General features: G+C 76.1%; 20 protein-coding genes and 1 pseudogene. 10 read left to right on the forward strand and 11 right to left on the reverse strand.

Annotated elements, in window-relative coordinates:
• The first annotated feature begins 234 nt into the window (after positions 1 to 234).
• The gene (cobF, locus tag ACI2LW_RS05475; RefSeq protein WP_404729811.1) at positions 235 to 1,008 is read left to right on the forward strand and encodes a precorrin-6A synthase (deacetylating); all 774 of its coding nucleotides are present in this window, start codon (positions 235 to 237) and stop codon (positions 1,006 to 1,008) included.
• Positions 1,009 to 1,230: 222 nt separating this feature from the next.
• Here the strand turns inward: cobF and ACI2LW_RS05480 are convergent, their stop codons facing one another.
• The 3 genes from ACI2LW_RS05480 to ACI2LW_RS05490 form a co-directional block, all read right to left on the reverse strand.
• Entirely contained in the window at positions 1,231 to 1,977 is a 747-nt protein-coding gene (locus tag ACI2LW_RS05480; RefSeq protein ID WP_404729812.1) for a cobalt-precorrin-6A reductase, read from the reverse strand.
• A 45-nt stretch (positions 1,978 to 2,022) separates the two neighbouring features.
• A complete protein-coding gene (locus tag ACI2LW_RS05485; protein ID WP_404729967.1) occupies positions 2,023 to 2,742 on the reverse strand; it encodes a polysaccharide deacetylase family protein in 720 nt (239 codons plus the stop codon).
• Positions 2,743 to 3,117: 375 nt separating this feature from the next.
• Positions 3,118 to 3,966: an SDR family NAD(P)-dependent oxidoreductase gene (locus ACI2LW_RS05490; RefSeq protein ID WP_404729813.1), complete on the reverse strand. Its 849-nt coding sequence runs from the start codon at positions 3,964 to 3,966 to the stop codon at positions 3,118 to 3,120.
• A gap of 300 nt (positions 3,967 to 4,266) precedes the next feature.
• Here ACI2LW_RS05490 and ACI2LW_RS05495 point away from each other — a divergent pair, with 300 nt between their 5' ends.
• The gene (locus ACI2LW_RS05495) at positions 4,267 to 5,334 is read left to right on the forward strand and encodes a galactosyldiacylglycerol synthase (RefSeq protein WP_404729968.1); all 1,068 of its coding nucleotides are present in this window, start codon (positions 4,267 to 4,269) and stop codon (positions 5,332 to 5,334) included.
• Between the two features lie 41 nt (positions 5,335 to 5,375).
• Here the strand turns inward: ACI2LW_RS05495 and ACI2LW_RS05500 are convergent.
• The 3 genes and pseudogenes from ACI2LW_RS05500 to ACI2LW_RS05510 form a co-directional block, all read right to left on the reverse strand.
• Positions 5,376 to 5,844, reverse strand: a pseudogene (locus ACI2LW_RS05500) (RpiB/LacA/LacB family sugar-phosphate isomerase).
• Positions 5,845 to 6,050: 206 nt separating this feature from the next.
• Positions 6,051 to 7,271 (reverse strand): protein kinase, encoded by a 1,221-nt coding sequence (locus ACI2LW_RS05505; protein WP_404729814.1) that lies wholly within the window; start codon positions 7,269 to 7,271, stop codon positions 6,051 to 6,053.
• Between the two features lie 108 nt (positions 7,272 to 7,379).
• A complete protein-coding gene (locus ACI2LW_RS05510) occupies positions 7,380 to 7,841 on the reverse strand; it encodes a hydrolase (protein WP_404729815.1) in 462 nt (153 codons plus the stop codon).
• A 116-nt stretch (positions 7,842 to 7,957) separates the two neighbouring features.
• Here ACI2LW_RS05510 and ACI2LW_RS05515 point away from each other — a divergent pair, with 116 nt between their 5' ends.
• Entirely contained in the window at positions 7,958 to 8,116 is a 159-nt protein-coding gene (locus tag ACI2LW_RS05515) for a hypothetical protein (protein ID WP_404729816.1), read from the forward strand.
• A 35-nt stretch (positions 8,117 to 8,151) separates the two neighbouring features.
• Here the strand turns inward: ACI2LW_RS05515 and ACI2LW_RS05520 are convergent, their stop codons facing one another.
• Both ACI2LW_RS05520 and ACI2LW_RS05525 read right to left on the reverse strand, forming a co-directional pair.
• Entirely contained in the window at positions 8,152 to 8,958 is an 807-nt protein-coding gene (locus ACI2LW_RS05520) for a sulfite exporter TauE/SafE family protein (protein ID WP_404729817.1), read from the reverse strand.
• A 192-nt stretch (positions 8,959 to 9,150) separates the two neighbouring features.
• Positions 9,151 to 10,338, reverse strand: coding sequence for a thiolase family protein (locus ACI2LW_RS05525; protein ID WP_404729818.1), 1,188 nt, complete (start codon positions 10,336 to 10,338; stop codon positions 9,151 to 9,153).
• 170 nt (positions 10,339 to 10,508) lie between these two features.
• Between ACI2LW_RS05525 and ACI2LW_RS05530 the strand changes: the two genes are divergently transcribed.
• The 6 genes from ACI2LW_RS05530 (at position 10,509) to ACI2LW_RS05555 (ending at position 14,509) form a co-directional block, all read left to right on the forward strand.
• Entirely contained in the window at positions 10,509 to 11,360 is an 852-nt protein-coding gene (locus ACI2LW_RS05530) for a lysophospholipase (protein ID WP_404729819.1), read from the forward strand.
• A gap of 265 nt (positions 11,361 to 11,625) precedes the next feature.
• Positions 11,626 to 11,883, forward strand: a complete 258-nt coding sequence (locus ACI2LW_RS05535) for a WhiB family transcriptional regulator (protein WP_404729820.1) — start codon at positions 11,626 to 11,628, stop codon at positions 11,881 to 11,883.
• On the forward strand, positions 11,880 to 12,359 hold the full coding sequence (locus ACI2LW_RS05540; RefSeq protein WP_404729821.1) for a Dps family protein: 480 nt from the start codon (positions 11,880 to 11,882) through the stop codon (positions 12,357 to 12,359). Before ACI2LW_RS05535 ends, ACI2LW_RS05540 begins: the two co-directional genes overlap by 4 nt.
• Before the next feature lie 58 nt (positions 12,360 to 12,417).
• Positions 12,418 to 12,771, forward strand: coding sequence for a DUF3140 domain-containing protein (locus ACI2LW_RS05545; RefSeq protein ID WP_404729822.1), 354 nt, complete (start codon positions 12,418 to 12,420; stop codon positions 12,769 to 12,771).
• Positions 12,768 to 13,430 carry an endonuclease gene (locus ACI2LW_RS05550; RefSeq protein WP_404729823.1) on the forward strand — a complete coding sequence of 221 codons (663 nt, stop codon included), beginning with the start codon at positions 12,768 to 12,770 and terminating at the stop codon, positions 13,428 to 13,430. The genes ACI2LW_RS05545 and ACI2LW_RS05550 overlap by 4 nt, the downstream gene beginning before the upstream one ends.
• 281 nt (positions 13,431 to 13,711) lie before the next feature.
• Positions 13,712 to 14,509, forward strand: coding sequence for a hypothetical protein (locus ACI2LW_RS05555; protein WP_404729824.1), 798 nt, complete (start codon positions 13,712 to 13,714; stop codon positions 14,507 to 14,509).
• 19 nt (positions 14,510 to 14,528) lie between these two features.
• Here the strand turns inward: ACI2LW_RS05555 and ACI2LW_RS05560 are convergent, their stop codons facing one another.
• The 3 genes from ACI2LW_RS05560 to ACI2LW_RS05570 all read right to left on the reverse strand — a co-directional run bounded on the left by ACI2LW_RS05560 (position 14,529) and on the right by ACI2LW_RS05570 (position 18,204).
• Entirely contained in the window at positions 14,529 to 15,386 is an 858-nt protein-coding gene (locus ACI2LW_RS05560; protein WP_404729825.1) for a Cof-type HAD-IIB family hydrolase, read from the reverse strand.
• 138 nt (positions 15,387 to 15,524) lie between these two features.
• On the reverse strand, positions 15,525 to 16,718 hold the full coding sequence (locus ACI2LW_RS05565) for an ROK family protein (RefSeq protein ID WP_404729826.1): 1,194 nt from the start codon (positions 16,716 to 16,718) through the stop codon (positions 15,525 to 15,527).
• A 127-nt stretch (positions 16,719 to 16,845) separates the two neighbouring features.
• Entirely contained in the window at positions 16,846 to 18,204 is a 1,359-nt protein-coding gene (locus ACI2LW_RS05570) for a DUF1479 domain-containing protein (RefSeq protein WP_404729827.1), read from the reverse strand.
• A 301-nt stretch (positions 18,205 to 18,505) separates the two neighbouring features.
• On the opposite strand from ACI2LW_RS05570, the gene ACI2LW_RS05575 reads away from it, so the two are divergent.
• Positions 18,506 to 19,318, forward strand: coding sequence for an SAM-dependent methyltransferase (locus ACI2LW_RS05575; protein WP_404729828.1), 813 nt, complete (start codon positions 18,506 to 18,508; stop codon positions 19,316 to 19,318).
• Positions 19,319 to 19,337: the final 19 nt, after the last annotated feature.

The following is a 19,337-nucleotide window of genomic DNA, read 5'->3' on the forward strand; positions in this document are numbered from 1 at the left end:
GGGGCGGGGCCGTCGTCGGGCGGGGCCGTCGTCGGGCGGGGCCGTCGTCGGGCGGGGCCGTCGTCGGGCGGGGCCGTCGTCGGGCGGGGCCGTCGTGGGGCGGGGCCGTCGTCGGGCGGGGCCGTCGTCGGGCGGGGCCGTCGTCGGTGGGGGCACGGTTCGCCGTGCGGGGCCTGTGGTCGTCCGGGTGGCACCGGTGGACGGGCTGTCAGTGGCGTACGGCAGACTCGGGGCGTGCGAAAGATCCATGTCATCGGTATCGGCGCGGGCGACCCCGAGCAGCTGACGCTGCAGGCGGTCAGGGCACTGCGCGGCACGGACGTGTTCTTCGTCCTGGACAAGGGCGAGGTGAAGTCCGACCTCGTCGCGCTGCGCCGGCACATCCTCGACACGCACGTGCCGGAGGGGACGTACCGCGTGGTGGAGGCCCGGGACCCGGAGCGGGACCGGTCGGCGGGCGGCGCCGCCTACTCCCCCGCCGTGGGCGACTGGCGCAGCGCCCGCGCCGCCCTCTACGAGCGGCTGATCGCGGAGGAACTCGGCGAGGACGGCACGGGCGCGTTCCTGGTGTGGGGCGACCCGGCGCTGTACGACAGCACGCTCGGCATCCTGGAGGAGGTGCTGGCGCGGGGCACGGTGGAGTTCGACTACGACGTGGTGCCCGGCGTCAGCAGCGTCTCGGCCCTGGTCGCCCGGCACCGCACGGGACTGAACCGGGTGGCCCGCCCGGTGCAGATCACCACCGGCCGGCGGCTCGCCGAGGAGGGCTTCCCGGAGGGCGTGGACGACGTGGTGGTGATGCTCGACGCCCACCAGGCCTTCCGCGAGTACGCCGACCAGGACATCGACATCTACTGGGGCGCCTACATAGGCACGCCGGACGAGATCCTCGCCTCGGGCCCGATCGCCGAGGCCGGGCCCCGGATCGAGCGGCTGCGGGCCGAGGCCCGCGGGCGCAAGGGCTGGATCATGGACACGTATCTGCTGCGGCGCAGGCCGGCGCGGTAGCGGCGCGGGCGCGGGCCACGCGCCGCGCGGCGGAGAACCACGGGTGCGGGTGCGGGTGCAGGTCCGCGCGGGTGCGGGTCGTGGCTCGGGGGGGGTGCAGGTCGCGGCTCGGATGCGGGCAGCGGGGCGGGCCGTGATTCGCGGGTGCGGGTCGCGGCTCGGGGGCCCCGGCCGTGACTCTCGGGGTGCGGGCCGTGTGCCCGGTTCGGCCGGTGGCCGGGTTCAGCCGGTGGTCGGGGCCAGCCGTTCCAAGGCCGTCCGTACGTCCGGCACCGCCGTCACCCCCTCCGGCAGCGGCGGGCGCCGTACGACGACCACCGGCAGCCCGAGCTCACGGGCGGCCGTGAGTTTGGCGGCCGTGGCCGCTCCCCCGCTGTCCTTGGTCACCAGCACGTCGATGCGGTGGGCCCGCAGCAGGTCCCTCTCCCCGGGCACGGTGAACGGGCCGCGGGCCAGGACGACCCGTGTGTCCTCCGGCAGCGGCGGCTCGGGCGGCTCCACCGACCGCACCAGGAAGTGCAGCCCGGTCAGGTGCGCGAAGGCCGCCAGGCCCAGCCGCCCGGTGCTCAGGAACACCCGGCGCCCCAGTCCCGGCAGCAGGCTGGCGGCCGAGTCCAGCGAGGGGACGGGATGCCAGCGGTCGCCGGGCCCGGCCTGCCAGCCGGGTCTGCGCACGACGACCAGGGGCACCCCGGTGGCCGCGGCGGCGCGCGCCGCGTTGCGCGTGATCGTCTCGGCGAAGGGGTGCGTGGCGTCGGCGACGGCGTCCACACGGTGCGCGCGCAGCCAGCCGGCCAGCCCCTCCGCCCCGCCGAAGCCGCCCACCCGCACCTCCCCGGCCGGCGTGCCCGGCCGGGACACCCGGCCGGCCAGCGAGCTGGTCACGCGGACTCCGGGACGCGCCGCGAGCGCCGCGGCCAGTTCACGCGCCTCGGTGGTGCCGCCGAGGACGAGGACGTGCGGGGACATGGCCTCGAGCGTACGGTGCGGCCCGGCCGGGCGAGGCGCCGGTGGTCAGGTTCCCCGGGCGGTGGCCAGTCCGTGCTCCGAGAGGGGACCCACCTCCCATCCGGCGTCCCGGCAGGCGGCGACCAGGCCGGGCAGGGCGCCGAGGGCCGCGCGCCAGCAGCCGGGCGAGGCGGCACGGTCCGTGTCGTGCAGCAGGACCGTGCCGCCGCCGCGCAGGTCCGCCCGGACCCTCGCGCGGACCGAGTCGGGTGTGGCCCGCGCCGTCCAGTCCCGGCCCCAGGCGGTCCACAGCACGGGCCGCAGTCCGGCGCACCGGGCCGCGGCCCAGCGGCCCGAGGTGAGGACGCCGTACGGCGGGCGGTACCACTGCGGGCGGCGGCCGGCGGCCTCGTGCACGACGCGGGCGGCCAGCGCGGTCTCCCGTACGTCCCGGCCGGGGGCCGGCAGCCAGGGGCGCCTGTGGGTCCAGCCGTGCACGGCGAGTTCGTGTCCCCGCTCGGCGATGTGCCGGGTGAGCTCCGGGTGGCGGGAGACGCTTTCCCCCAGGACGAAGAAGGTGGCGCGCGCGCCGAGCCGGTCCAGCACGGCGAGGAAGTGCGGGGTGCTCTCCGGGTCGGGCCCGTCGTCGAAGGTGAGCGCGACATGGCCGGGGCGGCCGACGCCGGCCAGGCCCGGCAGGCAGGCGGTGCGGAAGCGGGGCAGCCAGGTGGCGGCCGGGACGATGTGCGCGGCGGCGACCGCGGTGACCGCCGCGACCGGGACCAGCACCGTGGCGGCCGCCGGCCGCCACGGGGCACCCAGGCCGGCGCCGGCCCCTCCTGTCCGGATACGCGTTCGAGTTCCCGTACCCGGCCCTCTCCGCTCGCCCCGCCCGCCCACCTGCACCTGCCACCTCCTCATCGGACTCTGCGCCTCCCGCGCCCCGCGTCTCAGAATCTCGCGCCCCGCGTCTCCGCCTTCCGCGCGCCCCGCGTCTTCGCCTTCCGCGCGCCCCGCGTCTTCGCCGGCCGGCCGTCGCGCGTCTTCGCCGGCCGGCCGTCGCGCGGGCGCCGGCGCCGCAGACGCGGGGCCTGGGGCGCGGGACGGCGTGCGACCGGGCCGGACACGTCGTGAGCGGCCGGCTCCGGGACGGCCCGCGCCTCACCCGAACCGCGCGGCCAGGCGCCGGTACAGGCCGGGCGCGGCGCCCCGTACCCGGCCGGGCACCCGGGTCCAGCCGGGGACGTACACCTCGTCGCGCCCCCGGGACACCGCCTCCCACACCGCGTCGGCGACCCGGCTCGCCGGTACGGGCTTGGGCCGGGACCGCCGGTAGGGCACCCCGCGCCGGTCGAAGAACGGCGTGTCGACCACTCCGGGCACCACATGGCTGATCCCGACCCCGGTGCCCCGCAGCTCGTAGCGCACCGCCTCGGCGAACGTGCCGAGGGCGGCCTTGGCGGCGGAGTACACCGCCTCGCCGCGGACCCCGACCGTGCCGGCCAGGGATCCGATGACGACCACCCGGCCCGTGCCGCGCCGGACCATGTGCGGCAGCAGCAGCCGGATCAGATGGAGGGTCGCCAGTACGTTGACGTCGAACACCTCGTCGATGGCGGACTGGGGCATGGTGCCGAACGGGCCCGCCCAGCCGATGCCCGCGCCCGCCACCAGCAGGTCCACCTGGCCGAGTCTGTCGAGCGTGAACTCGGCGAGCCTGCGCTCGGCGCCCGGACCGCACAGGTCCGCCGGGAAGACCAGGGCCGACGTGCCGCGGGCGACCTCCTCGAGCCGGGCGCGGTCGCGCCCGTTGAGCACCAGCCGCCAGCAGTCCTCCGCGGCGAGCCGCCGCGCCACGGCCGCGCCGATCCCCGAGGAGGCGCCGGTCACGAGCGCGCCCCCGCCCCGCGCCGCGCCGCCGGAGTCCTCGCGGCGGGCGGTGCTCAGCGTCGCCGGGGCCTCGGCCGGCCTTCCGGAGCCGGACCGTGCGCGGGAAGGGGCGTGGGTCATCGCGGCGCACCTCTTGGTCGGACGGGACGCGGGGCCACGGCGGCGGCCCGGCGGTCCGCGCGGGTCGGTCCGCGGGGTGGGGAAGTATCCCGGGGGCCGTGCCCGAAACGTGGCCGGGCCGGAAGCGGCCCGGTTCGTTTGGCTGCGGTGAGTAAGGGTTACTCACTTCCAGTGTCGTCCGAAATGCCCGTACCGCCACCCCTGCCCGCCGCCCGGGGGGCCCTGACCCCGTACCCGGACGAGCGGCGGGGCGGGCCCCCGGGCGCGGAGGCCGAACGGCTGCTGGTGGTCAGCGCGAGCATGGGCTCGGGCCACGACACGGTGGCCGCCGAGCTGGCACGCCGGGCCCGCGCCGCCGGCAAGCGGGCCCATGTGGTCGACGTCCTCACCCTGCTGCCGCGTGGCCTGGGCGCCGGGCTGCGCGGCTTCTACCGCGCCGCGGTCCGCGACGCCCCCTGGGTCTACTCCGGCATCTACGACTTCTTCCTGCGCCCGGGGCCGAGCCCCCGGCCCAGCGGCACGCCGCTGGCGCGGCTCGCGGGCGGGCGTCTGCTGCGCCTGGTGCGCGGGACGGGGGCCGACGTGGTGGTGCCGGTTTTCCACCTGGCGGCCCAGCTGACCGGTCATCTGCGGGCCCGTGGCGCGCTGCGGGTGCCCAGTGCGGTGGTCGTGGTCGACTTCGCCGTGCACCGGCAGTGGCTGCATCCGGGCAACGACCTGCACCTGTGCGTCACGGCGGGGACGGCGGCCGAGGTGCGCCGGGGCACCGGCCGGCCGGCCGAGGTGTGCGGCCCGGTGGTGGATCCCGCGTTCTTCGCCGGGGGGCCGGAGGCGGACGCGTGGCGCCGCCGGCTGCGGCGGCACGGCGACGGACGCCCCGCGGTACTGCTGTCGGCGGGTGCCTGGGGGGCGGGCACCCGGCTGGCGGACACCGCGCGGCTGCTCGCCGGGCACGGCTTCCTGCCGGTGGCGTTGTGCGGGCGCAACGACCGGCTGCGGCGCGAGCTGTCCGGCGTCCCGGGGGTGCTGGCCCCGGGCTGGGTGAGCGACATGCCGGGGCTGCTGCACGCCTGCGCCGCGCTGGTGGACAACGCGGCCGGGCAGACGGCCGTGCAGGCGCTGGCCGCCGGTGTCCCGGTCGTGGGCTACCGGCCGCTGCCCGGGCACGGCGCGCAGGGGGTGGAGCGGATGGCCGCCCTCGGGGTGTCCGACCGTGCGGCCGACGAGGCCGGCCTGCTGCGCTCCCTGGCCCGCCTCACCGTGCGGGGCGAGGAGCGGGAACGCAGGATCGCGGCGGGGCGGGCGCTGTTCCGCGAGGACGCCCTGGCCCGGGTGGTACGGGCGGCGGCGGGGCCGGGCCGCCCGTAGCGCGGTGCCCGGTGCGCGCGGTGCGCGGTGCGGCGGCCGCCCTACGCGGACGTCTCCTCGCCGTGCCGTTCGGCGCGCGCGAGGTGGGCGACGTTCTCGCGGTCCTCGGCGTCCTCGCCGGGCGCGGCGGGCGCGGCGGAGAACCAGGCGTCGAGGATCTCGACGAGCAGCGGCTCGGAGGTCGGGCGCAGGCTCGGCGCGAGCGCGTGGCGTCGTTCCAGCGGCGGGTGCCCTCGGCCGTGCCGGCGCCGGTGCGCAGGGCCGCCCGTCCGCCCGGCACCTTGTTCGCGGCGATGGAGGCGCCGGTGCCGGTCCAGCGGCACACGACGGCCTGGCCGGCGCGGCCGTCGGCGACGTCCCGCGCGGCGCCTGGGAGCACGCCGCCCACCGCGCGTCGGCCCCGGGGCGCGGCGCGCCACGGGTCAGCACCTCGTGGCCGCGCTCACGCAGCCGTCCGGCCGGCGCCCGCGCCCCGGGGTCGTCCGTGTCTGAGGAGACGGAGATCCGCACCCCGGTCCGGAGGTAGTACAGCCACGGGCCGGAGCGTCCGGGCGAAGCCGGCGGCCGGAGCGGCGACGGCAACGGCGGGAACGCGGCGGGACCGACTGGACCGGCGACGGCGGGACCGGCGGCAACGGCCGGACCAGCGGCGACGGCGGGATCGGCGACGGCGGCGGACCGGCAAGCAACGGCCGGATCGGCACCCGGTACGGCGGTCAGAACAGCGCCATGCCGACGAGCAGCGCGGTGACGAACAGGAGTGCGCCGCCCACGACGCCGACGGCCCGGGAGTGGCGCCGCAGCGCGGTGCGCAGACCGGGGCGGCGCGGGGCCACCCGGTGCACGCTGGTGTTCCAGCCGGTGTCCGGCCCGGACGCCGGGGCGCCGGGGCCGGATGCGGCGGGCGCGGGGGCGCCGGGCGGCGGTGTGCCCGTCAGGGACCCGCCGGCCACGGGTGTGCCGGTGCGCTCCCGCTGGCCGCCGCGCCGGCGCGTGGCCGGCGCGGCCGCGGACGGTCGCCGGTGCGCGGCGCCGGCGCCCTGCTGGCGTGGCGCCCCCCGGTGGCGTGCGGGTCCGGCCGGCCGCGGGTGCGCGGACGGCAGTTCCGCGGGGAGCGGCTCGGGCGTGCCGCGCCAGGCGCCGCTGCCGAACCACTGGGCCGCCTGCCCGGCCGTGGGACGCTCCTCGGGCCGCTTGGCGAGCATGCCGAGCAGATACGCCTCGAAGGCGGGCGGCAGCGCGGCGCCCCGCTGGTGCGGCGGCGCGGGCGCGGCGTCGACGTGCTGGTACAGCAGCGCGGTCGCCGTCGTGGCCTCGAACGGCGGGCGGCCCACGGCCAGTTCGTAGAGCACGCAGCCCAGGGAGTACATGTCGGAGGCGGCCGACGCCGGGGTGCCGATGGCGCGTTCGGGCGCCAGGTACAGGCCGGTGCCGACGATCTGCCCGGTCGTGGTGAGCGCGGCCGAGGGGTCGTCGACGAAGCGTGCGATGCCGAAGTCGCCTATGCGGACGGTGCCGTCGCGGTCGCTGAGCAGGTTGCCCGGCTTGATGTCCCGGTGCACGATGCCCTGCGCGTGCGCGGCGGCCAGGCCCGCGGCGGCCTGCTCGGCGACCTGGGCCAGCCGGTCGGGGGCGAGCGGGCCGCCGGCGGCCAGTTCCCCGGCGAGGCTGTCGCCGTCGATCAGTTCCATGACCAGGAAGCAGCGGTCCTGCCAGGTGCCGAAGTCGAGAGTGCCCACCACGTGCGGGTGGTTGAGCCGGGCGGAGGTCTGCGCCTCCAGCCGGAAGCGCGCCTCGGCGGAGGCGTCGGCCCCCTCGTTCAGCAGCAGTTTGACCGCGACCGGCCGGCCGAGCACCTCGTCGAGGCCGCGCCAGACCTCGCCCATCCCGCCCCGGCCGATGACCGCGTGCAGCCGGTACCGATCCGCCACCAGCACCTTGAAGCCCCACCCTCGATCCCCGGAGAACGACCCGCCCGCGCGCCGCGTCCCACGGCGGGCGCGGCAGCGGCCGGGCGCGCGTAGGGGTGCGGCAACCGCCCCATCCTAACGATCACTTGGCCCGTCGCCGACCGCCGTCGCCCGGGTACGGATCACCCGCTTGACGCCGATCAGCACCCGGTAGCGCTCCCGCGCCGCGAAGTCGGCCAGGCCCCAGACCGCGGGGCGGCCGACCTCGGCGCACAGGTGCAGCACCTGGTCGTCCCCGGCCCAGACGCCGACATGGGCGCCGTAGGCGTCGTCCGTCGCGCCGAACAGCAGCAGGTCGAGCGGCCCGGGCCGGGACACGCGGACGCCGGCGCGGGTGTCGGCCCACAGGTCGCTCGAACGCAGCGGGGGCGGGTCGAGGCCGAAGTGCCGCAGCACCGCGTAGGCGTAGAGCTGGCAGTTGGCGCCTTCCGCCAGGTCCGGGCGGGCGGCCACCGCGGGCGATCCCGGGAAGCGGGAGCCGGTGTGGGGCACGGTCCAGTAGGCGGCCGGGAGCCGGTCGAGAAGTGGTTCCCGCATGCTGAATCCCTCCGGGTGAAAACATCCCGAGTCGGTCTTCGTACAAATATGTAGACCTGATGATGTATGTCATGGTCGCCGTACCCGCTGATCCACTCGGGAAAGTGAGGACGACCTTGGACCCTCTGACGTGGCTGCTCATCCCCCTGGCGACGGCCTTCATGGCGAGCGTGTGGAGCTGCTGCACCGGGCGCCGCAGACGCGCCGACGACTGGACGGCCGTAGAGCGCTACGACCGCATGCGGCAGGCCCTGGCCCGCTCCACCGCCCCCTGACCGCCCGTCACCTCGCACCGGCCCGACCGCCGCACTCACCGCAGCAGCAGCTGCACGCCGCCCACCACCGTCGCCGCGATCACCAGCTGCTCGAAGAGCCGCTGGTTGATCCGGCGCACGGCCCACTTGCCGAACAGGGCCCCCGGCACGACGAACGCCGCCAGGGCCGCGTCGAGCAGCAGGGAGCGGCCGTCGATGAGGCCGAGGCCCGCGCTGAACGGCACCTTGGAGACGTTGACGACGAGGAAGAAGAAGGCCGAGGTCCCCAGGAAGCCCAGCTTGCGGAAGCCGGCCGACAGCAGGTACATCGACATCACCGGGCCGCCCGCGTTGGCGACCATGGTGGTGAAGCCGCCGAGGACGCCGTAGGAGCGGGCCTTGAGGCGGCCGGAGGACGGGCCGGCGACCGGCTCCCTCTCCGGTTCCGGTTCCGGTTCCGGCTGCGATTCCGCAGCCCGTCCGGCCGTGCGCCTGCGCCACACGGTCACGGCCGCCATCAGCAGCAGGATCGCGCCGATCGACGTCCGTACCACCCCGTCGCCGGCCCGCACCAGGAACAGCGTGCCGAGGACCACCCCCGCCCCGACGGCCGGGAACAGCCGCCACAGCGTGGGCCAGTGGGCGTGCCGCCGGTAGGTGAGGACCGCGAGCACGTCCCCCGCGATCAGGACCGGCAGCAGCACGCCGGTGGAGGCGCGGGCGGGCAGGACGGCCGCGAAGACCGCGAGGCTGACCGTGTTGGCTCCGCTGACGGCGGTCTTGGAGAAGCCCACGAGGAGGGAGGCCAGGGCGAGCGCCGCGAACCCCCAGCCGGAGATGTGCCAGAGCGTCATGGTGTTCATGCGGTGACCGATGCTATGTCCGGACAACCGCGCGCCGTAAGGACCGTCTCACCAGATGGCGACTGCACCCGGCCGGCCGTACCCGGGCCCGCCCAGGACGCGAACCGCCGTACCCGGGCCCGCCCGGACGTGCACCGCCGCACCCGCGTCAGCGGTTGGCGATCGGGGCGCGGCGGCGGCGGACGGCGGCGGTCAGTGCCGCTCGACCAGTACCGCGCTGCCCTGGCCGACGCCCACGCACATCGTGGCCAGGCCGCGGGCCGCGCCGGTGCGGCGCATGCGGTGCAGCAGGGTGGTGAGGATGCGGGCGCCGGAGCAGCCGAGGGGGTGCCCCAGCGCGATGGCGCCGCCGCTCGGGTTGACCAGGTCCTCCTCGATGCCGAGCTGGTCGACGCAGGCGAGGGCCTGGGCCGCGAACGCCTCGTTGAACTCGGCCTCCTGGATGTCCCCGACGCTCCAGCCGGCGCGGGCGAGCACCTTGCGCGTGGCCGGGACGGGCCCGATGCCCATCACGTCGGGGTGGACGCCCGCGGAGGCGCCGGCGACGTAGCGGCCGAGGGACTCCAGGCCCAGGTCGTTCAGGGCCTCCTCGCTGACCAGCAGGAGGCCGGCGGCGCCGTCGTTCATCGGGGAGGCGTTGCCCGCGGTGACCGTGCCGCCGGCGCGGAACACCGGCTTCAGGCGGGCCAGTCTGTCGTAGGAGGTGTCCTCGCGGATGCACTCGTCGGTGTCGACGATCCCGCCGTCGGGGCGTTCGATCCGGAGCAGTTCGTGGTCGAAGTGGCCCAGCTTGCGGGCCTCGGCGGCGCGCTGGTGGCTGCGCAGGGCGAACTCGTCCTGGCGTTCGCGCGGGATGCCGTACCGGGTGGCGACCTCCTCGGCGGTCTCGCCCATGGCCAGCAGGCCGTGCAGTTCCTTCATGGCCGGGTTGACCAGGCGCCAGCCGAGCCGGGTGTCGTAGGTCTCCATGCGCTGCGGCAGGGCCTCGTCGGGGCGGGGCAGCACGAAGGGGGCCCGGCTCATCGACTCCGAGCCGCCCGCGAGCACGATGTCGGCCTCTCCGGAGGCGATGGTGCGGGCGGCGGTGGTGACGGCCTCCAGGCCCGAGGCGCACAGCCGGTTGACGGTGGCGCCGGGCACGGTCTCGGGGAGTCCGGCGAGCAGGGCGGCCATCCGGGCCACGTTGCGGTTGTCCTCGCCCGCCTGGTTGGCGGCGCCCCAGTAGACGTCGTCGATGCGGGCCGGGTCGAGCGCGGGCACCTCGGCGACCAGCGCGCGGATCACGGCCGCGGCGAGGTCGTCGGGGCGCACGCCGGACAGGGCGCCGCGCAGCTTGCCGATGGGGGTGCGGCGGGCGGCCGCGAAGTGGACGGGACGCACGACAGGACTCCTGGGGAGACACATTAATTAGCACTGCTAGTTTTGAACTATAGACCTGCGCCCGGCCTCCTGGGAAGATCCCTCCGAAGCCGCAGGAGACCACCCCACGCGCGGCCGCGGGGAACCACCCCACGCGGCCGCGGGAACCCACCGACGCAGCCGGAGGAGCCATGGCCGACGCCCGCGAGCCCGTCCGGGAGGACGAGCGTCCTCTGGAGGCCCCCCGTGAGCACGTGCTGGCGGGCACGCGGGGGCGGCTCGCCGTCCGCGCGTGGCCGCGGCCGCGACCGCGGTACGTCGCCCTGGTGGTCCACGGGTACGGCGAGCACGCCGGGCGGTACGACGAGGTCGCGCGCGTCCTGGGGGCGCACGGCGCGGCCGTCTACGGCCCCGACCATGTGGGGCACGGGAGGTCGGCGGGCGAGCGGGTGCTGATCGAGGACTTCGAGGACGTGGTGAGCGACGTGCACCGGGTCGCGGAGTCGGCCCGCTCCGCGCATCCCGGGCTGCCGCTGGTGCTGATCGGCCATTCCATGGGCGGGCTGATCGCGGCCCGGTACGCCCAGCGGTACGGCTCCGAGCTCACCGCGCTGGTGCTGTCCGGGCCGGTCATCGGCGCCTGGGAGCTGCCCGGGCGGCTGCTGGCGCTCGAGGAGATCCCGGACACGCCGATCAGTCCGGCCGCGCTGTCCCGGGACCCGGCCGTCGGCGCGGCCTACGCGGCGGACCCGCTGGTGTGGCACGGCCCGATGAAGCGGCCGACGGTGGAGGCGTTCGCCCGCACCCTGGAGACCGTCGCGGAGGGCGGTGACGCGGGCCCGGTCCCCGTGCTGTGGCTGCACGGCGACGACGACCGGCTGGTGCCGCTCACCGGCAGCCGGCCCGGCGTGGAGCGGCTCGCGGGCGGCGCGCTGACCGAGCGGATCTATCCGGACGCCCGCCACGAGGTCTTCCACGAGACCAACCGCACCGAGGTCTTCACCCACCTGACGTCCTTCCTGGACACCGCGCTCCCGGACTGAACCCGGCCGGCGGCTCCCGGACTGAACGGCGGCCGGCGGCTCCCGGCCCGAGCCCGGCCCGGGGTGCTGAGCAGGCCGAGCCCGGCCCGGCGGCGGGACGGCCGGAAGCCCCGCGGCGCGGCGGCCGGAAAAACCCGCGCGCGACGCAGCGGCCGGCACCCGCACCGCGGGACGGCCGGAAGCCCCGGGGCGGTGCTGCCGAGCCCGCCGCCGGGTGCCGTAGTGCGGTTGTTTGCGGAGATTCGGCAGGGGCACCCGCGCCCCCATGGAGTGGTTGCGCAGTGCCGCCTGCGTGGGTGAGGACCCCGAGCTGTTCTTCCCCGTGGGCACCAGTGGACCGGCGGTGCGGGACATCGAGGCCGCCAAACGCGTCTGCGCCCGCTGCCCCGTGACCGCGCAGTGCCTGGCCTTCGCGCTCGGCAGTGCGCAGACCGCGGGCGTGTGGGGCGGAACCTGCGAGGAGGAGCGCGTCGCACTGCTCCGTACGTCCAGAGACGACTCCGCAAGGAGAAGCACCGTATGACTGTCGTGAAGAGCACGATTCCCGACTCGGCCCGCCAGGTCACCGGGGACGCGTTGCAGGGCACCCTGGTGGATCTCCTCGGCCTCTCCCTGACCGGGAAGCAGGCCCACTGGAACCTCGTGGGACCGCGGTTCCGGTCCATCCACCTCCAGTTGGACGTGGTGGTCTCCGTGGCCCGCGACTTCGCCGACACGGTCGCCGAGCGCGCCGCCGCGCTGGGCATGCCGCCGGACGGCCGCCCGGAGACGATCGCCTCGGCCTTCACCCTGCCCGGGCCGAAGGACGGCTGGGTGCGCGACACCGAGGTGGTCGAGGTGATGGTCGAGGCGCTGGAGTCCGCCGTCGCCCGGCTGCGCGAGCGCATCGAGGCCACCGAGAAGGCCGACCCGGTCACCCAGGACCTGCTCATCTCCATCACCGCGGAGCTGGAGAAGCAGCGCTGGATGTTCGCCGCCGAGAACGTGCCCGGGGAGTGATCCCGAGCCCCGTTTCCCCTACGGCGAACGGATGAACGGACGCACGAAAGGGGCACCGATGACCGACGCCCTCGAAGCCGACGCGCTGTGGGAGGACTTCCACCGCGTGGTGAACATGACCTCCGCGGAACTCGCCGACTGGCTGCGGGTGCGGGATGCCGACGAGAACGCCGAGCCGCTGCCGGAGGAGGCGGGCACGCCCACCGGGCAGCACGTGCTCGCCATCCTGCAGAAGCGGCGCAAGGACCTGACCCCGGACGACCTGCGGGTGATGCAGAAGGTCGTGGACACGGTCACCTCCGAGGCGGACCTGGAGAACGAACCCGAGCCGGAGGGCAGCGACCCGGAGGAGACCCGCAGGCGGCACCGGCTGATGACCCTCGGCCACGACCCGCTCAAACCGGCCCGGTGACGCGCAGCCGGGACGCCCGGGTGCTGCGCGAGCTGGTCGAGGCGCACGGCGAGACCTTCGCGCACGAGGCCGGCATCAGGCTGCGGAACACCCCGCAGTCGCTGTACCAGCTGCTGGTGCTGGCCGTGCTGCTCAGCGCCCGCATCCGCGGCTCGGTGGCCGTCGCGGCCGCCCGCGCCCTGTTCGAGGCCGGGCTGCGCGACCCGCGCCGCATGGCGGCCGCCTCCTGGCAGGAGCGCGTCGACGCCCTGGGCCGCGGCGGCTACCGGCGTTACGACGAGCGCACGGCCACCCAGCTCGGCGACGGCGCCGGGCTGGTGACCGAGCGGTGGGGCGGCGACCTGCGCCGGCTGCGCGAGGAGACCGGCGGTCGGGTCCCGGAGCTGCGCGCGCTGCTCCAGGAGGTGCCGGGCATCGGCCCGGCCGGCGCCGACATCTTCCTGCGCGAGGTCCAGGCCGTGTGGCCCGAGGTGGCCCCGTACCTGGACGGCAGGGCGCTGGCCGGCGCCGAGCGCCTCGGCCTGCCCACGGACCCCGCCCGCCTCACCGCCCTGGCCGGCGACACCGAGCCGGCCGCCCTGGCGGCGGCGCTGGTGCGCGCGGCCCTGGACCGGAAACTGGCCGAGGAGTGCCTGGACCGCGTGGACCACGCGGCCTGACACCCGCCCGGCCTGACGCCCGCGCCCGCCCCGGACGGACCTCCGACCCGGCCTGACCGCGCCCCGCACGGACCCCCGCCCCGGCGGGACCTGCGTACGGGTCTCGCGGCGACCGGCCGGCCCCGCGCGGTCACCTGAACGGACCCGCCGAGCGCCCGGCGGGCATGCGGGGTGCCGGCCGCGCCCCTAGCGTCGGGAGCGCAGACCCGTGGGGGGCCACCACACCGGGGGCGGCCCCCCGCCGCTCCGGTGTGCCGGTTCGCCCAGGAGGCCGGTCGCTCATGACACGCACCGCAGAACCCCACTGGACGCGGGACCCGCAGGACGGCGGATTCGACGACGGCGGCACCGGGCCCGGCGCGACGGACGGAGCGACGGACGACGGTGCGACCGCGGACGGCGGATCCGACGACCCCGCGACCGACGGCGCGACGGCGAACGGCTCGACGGAGGACGACGCGCCGGAGGACGGCGACCACATATGCGGGGCCGGCCCCGCGTCGGCGTTCAAGGTCGGCGGGCTGATGGCGCTCGCATTCGGCGTGTGCCTGACCGCCGTGGTGTCCGTGGTCTGGATCCTGCTGTGGCTGCTGGGCGAGGACCCGTGGCCCCCGCTGGGCTGGGGGCTCGTGCTGGCCGTGCCCGTGGTGCTGCTGGAGGCGGTGGCGGGGGCGGTCGTCGCCGGGCTCGGCGCCACCCTGTTCACCCTGCTCGCGCGCCGCTTCGGCGGCCTGCGTCTGACACTGGCCGACGCGCCGGCCGACACCGCCACCCCGGCGTCGGCCGGTGATCCGGCGGCCGTGCCGCTGCCGGACGCCGGCCGGGCGCTGCGGCGTCTGCGGGCCCGGCTGGGCTTCCCGCCCCGGGGTTGGGGGCAGCGCTACGTGGACTTCGTGGACGGGTGCTCCGCCGCCGGGCGGCGCCTCGCGGCGGCGGCCGCGCCGCTCGCCGCCAGGGTCCGTACGGTGCTCGTCGCGAAGGTCTGCGCGCCGCTCGTCGCGCGGGTCTGTGCCCCGCTCGTCGAGAGGGTCCGTACGGCGCTCGGGCCGCGGCCCCGAGGCAAGGGCCGCGGCCGCTGAGCGGCGCCGCCCCGCCCGCTCACAGGCGCAGCAGCCGCGCGATGGTCCGCAGGACGCCGTCGTCGTTGTTGGAAGGAGCCAGGTGGCGGGCCCTGCGGACCACCTCGGGGTGGGCGTTGGCCATGGCGAACGACCACTCGGCGGCGTCCAGCATCTCCAGGTCGTTGAGGTAGTCGCCGAACACCAGGGTCTGGGCCGGGGTGATCCCGAGGTCCCGCTGGAGCGCGCGCAGAGCGGCGCCCTTGTTGGCGGCGCGGTGCATCACGTCGACCCAGTGCTCACCGGAGACGACCACCTGGTGCGTCGCGGCGAACGGCGCGAGCGCGGGAGCGGTGGTCCGCTCGGCCGGCCCGAAGTCGAAGAACGCCACCTTGATGATCTCGTCGTCCACCTCCGCCGCGTCGGCCACGATCCGGTGCCGTACGTAGTACTTGCGCACCTCGGCCAGGAACGCCTCGTCGGTCCGCTCGACGTAGGCCGACCTCTTGCCGCACACGACGGCGCCCACGTCCGTGCCCCGGGCCGACAGCTCCCGGGCGGCGGCCACGAGGCGCGCGGCGGTCCCCGGCTCCAGGGGCGTCGAGCTCAGCTCCACACCGTCCCGGACGACGTACGTGCCGTTCTCCGCGATGAACACCATGCCCTCGCCCGCGTCGCCGAACTGCTCGGCCAGGGTGGCGTACTGGCGGCCGCTGGCGGGGCTGAAGAGCACCCCGCGGCGGCGCAGTTCGGCGAGGACGGGCCACAGGCCCCGCGGGATCCGCTTGTCGTCGTCGAGGAGCGTGCCGTCCATGTCGGTGACGATCAGCCGTATGTCGGCCGCCGGGCCGCCGTCGGGTGCGGAGGTGGTGAGCAGGGGCGAGGGAGTGCTGGGCATGTCCGTTTTTCCGTGCGGGGCGCCTCGGCGCCGGGGGTGCGTCGGCGCCGTCGCCGTACGCGGGAGGGGGTCGGTGGAGGAGCGGGGTCAGTACCGGAGCGGGATCAGTGGACTGGCGGGGTAGGAGTGGCGGTCCGGTCAGCCGCCTCCCGCGCGGGTGCGCAGGTCGGCGCGGGCGCGGCGCAGGGCGACGGCGAGGGCGCCGTGCAGCGGGGCCGCGTCGCCCAGGGCGCCGGGCTCCACGGGCGGGGGCAGCGGGGCGAGGGCGTCCACCGCCTCCCGGACCGGGCCGAGCAGCACCGGGTGGCTGCCGACCGGGCCCCCGAGCAGCACCAGCGCGGGGTCGACGACCGCGCACACGGAGGCGATCGCCTCGCCGATGGTGCGGCCCTCCTCCGCGACGACGGCCAGGGCCCGGGCGTCGCCCTCGCCGGCGCGCCGCAGGACCTCGCGGGCCGCGGCCACGGGGTCCGCACCGTCGTCAGCGGGCAGCCGGCCCGCGCCGAAGCCCGCCTCGGCCACGGCACGGGCCAGGCCGTGCGGTGTTCCGGGCGGCTGCGAGCTGACGCTGAGGTAGCCGATCTCGCCCGCCACGCCCCGGGCGCCCTGGACGAGGCGGTCACCGATGACCAGGCCCATGCCGAGACCGGCGCCGATGTACACATAGGCGAAGCTGTCGGCGTCGCGGCCGGCGCCGTGCCAGCGTTCGGCCACGGCGGCCAGGTTGACGTCGTTCTCGACCAGCAGCGGCGCGTCGGTCAGGTCGGCGAGGGCCTCCTGCGGCTGGAACACCCCGCCCGGGTAGGGGGTGTTGCGCAGCGGGATCACGGCGGACGTCCGCGGGTCGACCGGGTTGGCCACCGAGACCGCCACGGCCAGCGGCCGGCCGTGGTCCACGGTGCCCTGCTGGACGGCACCGGCCACCAGGGTGCGCAGCTGGCGGGCGGTGTGCGCGGGGTTGCGGGGCCGCATCGGCTGGTGGGTGCTCTGCAGGAACGGACGGCCGAACAGGTCGGCGGCGCACAGCCGGATCTCGGTGGGGTGCAGATCCACGGCGACGACGAAGCCGGCGTCGGCGGCCACCTGGTAGTACGTGCCCACCCGGCCCTGCCGGCCCCGCTGCTCGCCGGCCGGCCGGAGCAGCTTGAGCTCCTCCAGCCGCCGTACGGACTCCGAGACGGTGGTCTTGGAGATGCCGGTGCGCTGGGCGATCTCCGCCCGGGTGACGGGCGCCTGCTCGAACACGGTGTCCAGCACGATCTGGTCGGTCAGCTCCCGGACCAGGGCCATGCTCGGCAGGGCCGCTCCCGCGAGCCCCCGGCGGATCTCCATCGCACCTCTCGTCGGTCGGTCGTCGGGTCGTGGCGCCGGCGGAGCCTGGCCGCGCCGGCGCTCACCACCCTACCGAGCCCCCGGAGGTAAGGGCTCCTTCCTGACTAGAGGCGGACGGGAGGCCGTCTCAGCGGCCGGACGGGAGGCCGAGGCCCCGGCGGCCGGTGTCGTTGAGCCGGTCGGGGGTGAAACGGCCGGCCCAGTCGCGCTCGTAGTGCTCGGCGGGGAAGTCGCTCGGGCTGGACCCGGACAGGAACGCCTGCCTCACCTCGGCCGCGTACCTCTCGTTGCGCGGGCACCAGGGCGCGGCCGGGATGTACATGACGTTGCCCCAGCCCTTCTGGTCGGTGACCGGGGCGACGCCGTGCACCATGTCGCAGTGCCACCACACCGAGTCCCCGGCCCTGACGTCGGGGATGCCGGTGAGCGCCCGCAGCAGCAGCGGGTGCCACTTCTCGCTCACCGGGAAGACCTGGTTGACGGTGACGCCGCACATGTCGTCCCCGGGCACGTCCGGCAGCAGCGGGCGCAGCATCAGGTAGGCCATGGCCTCGGGGACCGGCACGGTGTGCAGCACCCCCTGGTCGTGGTCCATGTCGGACAGGGCGGTCCAGCCCTGGAAGGTGCGGAAGGCCGAGCACATGGTGGTGCCCGGGTACTGGGGGCCGGTGGTGCGGTGGGCGGCGTCCCACGGGTCGTACCGCTCGACGCTGCCGTCCCACAGGTGGCGGAAGGCCTGCTGGTAGTCCCGCGTCATCCACAGGTCCAGGGTGCCGGGGTCGCAGTGGGTGCCGAGGCCGCCGGAGTCCGTGCCCGGCGGGCGGCGGCGGATGCGGTCGGGGTACATCGCGTCGCGGTCGGGGTCGAACCACTGGACGCCGCCGGATTCGTGCTTCCAGAAGGAGTTCAGGAAGGACTGCACCCGGGCCATGCGCTCGCTCTGCCGGGCCTCCATCTGGGGGGCGGACCAGTACACCGGATAGATCTCCGGCTTGGAGCCGACACTGCCGAAGAAGTCGTCGCCGGGACCGGTGTAGGTCTCGAAGAAGCGGTTGCGCTCGACGTAGTCGACGATGCCGGCGTCCCAGGCGAGGGCCTGCTCGCGGGGGAAGTGGCCGCGCACCACGAGGCAGCCGCGTCCGGCGATCCGGGCCAGTTCGCGCGGGGGGACGGTGCCGTCGCGGATGTCGTCGTAGTCGACCACCGGCCAGACGCTCTCGCCGCGCGCGCGGTCGGCCTCGATCTCGGCGACCCGGGCGGCGACCCGGCGCTCGACGGCGGCGAACACCTCCTCCACGGTGCGGCCGGAGGCCTCGATACGGGCCCTGAGCGCGGCCTTGATCTCCCGGACGGCCGCGGGCAGGTCGGCGGGGACGGTCTCCCAGTGGGGCAGGGGCCTCGGCGCCGCGGGCGTCGTCGGCGTCGTGGCCGTCGTGGGCGTCGTGGGCGTCGTGGGCATCGTGGTCGGGCTCGGGGTGGTGGTCATCGGCGACCTCCTCGCGGATCGGGCGGCGGGCGGGAGCGAGCGGGGTGAGGGAGGCGGGGTAGGGGGCGGGGTGGGGACAGGTCGGCGGAGTTAGTAAGGGCTCCTCACTAGAAACCGAGCGAATCACGACCGGCCCGGTCAAGGCAAGGGCCCTGCCCAAAAATCCCGGGCCGCCCCCGGCCGGTCGTCGCATTCCCCGGACACCGTGATCACCGGGCGGCACAATGGCGGCGACGACCGCACCCGCGGCCGTCACGGCCGCGACGGCGGCGGGACGACGAGACGGACCAGGAGCGAAGACGTGACCGAGAGCCGCACCCCGTCGGGCGGGTCGCCGAGGCTGAACACCGGTGTGGCGCACAACGCGCGGGTGTGGAACTACTGGGTCGGCGGCAAGGACAACTACGAGGTCGACCAGCAGGTCGGCGAGCACGTCGCCGGGATGTTCCCGGTCATCAGGGACGTCGCCCGCGCGGACCGCGACTTCCTCGGCAGGGCGGTGCGGTACCTGGCCGCCGAGCGCGGGGTGCGCCAGTTCCTCGACATCGGCACCGGGCTGCCCACGGTCGACAACACGCACGAGATAGCACAGCGCATCGCCCCGGACGCGCGGATCGTGTACGTCGACAACGACCCGATCGTGCTGGTGCACGCCCGCACCCTGCTGACCAGCACTCCGCAGGGCGTGACCGACTACATCGACGCCGATGTGCACGACCCCGACGCCATCGTCGAACGCGCGGCGGCCACGCTGGACTTCGGCGAGCCCGTCGCGGTGATGATGCTCGGCATCCTCAACTTCGTCCTGGACACCGCCAAGGCGCGCGAGATCGTCGGCCGCGTCATGGCCGCGGTGCCCTCCGGGAGCTTCCTGGTGCTGACCCACCCCACCTTCGACGCCGACCTCGGCGGCGAGGGCAACATCGCGGCCATGGAGTTCTGGAACGCCAACGCCACCCCGCCGATCACCGCGCGCAGCCGCGCCGACGTCGCCGCCTTCCTCGAGGGGCTCGACCTGGTGGAGCCGGGCCTGGTGCCGTGTTCGCAGTGGCGCCCCGAGGGCGGCTCCCCCGCCGCGGTGCCGCAGTTCGGCGCGGTGGCCGTGAAACCCTGACGCGCGGGGCGGCGGCCCG

This window comes from Streptomyces sp. NPDC004065 (assembly GCF_044903565.1).
Taxonomy (GTDB): domain Bacteria; phylum Actinomycetota; class Actinomycetes; order Streptomycetales; family Streptomycetaceae; genus Streptomyces.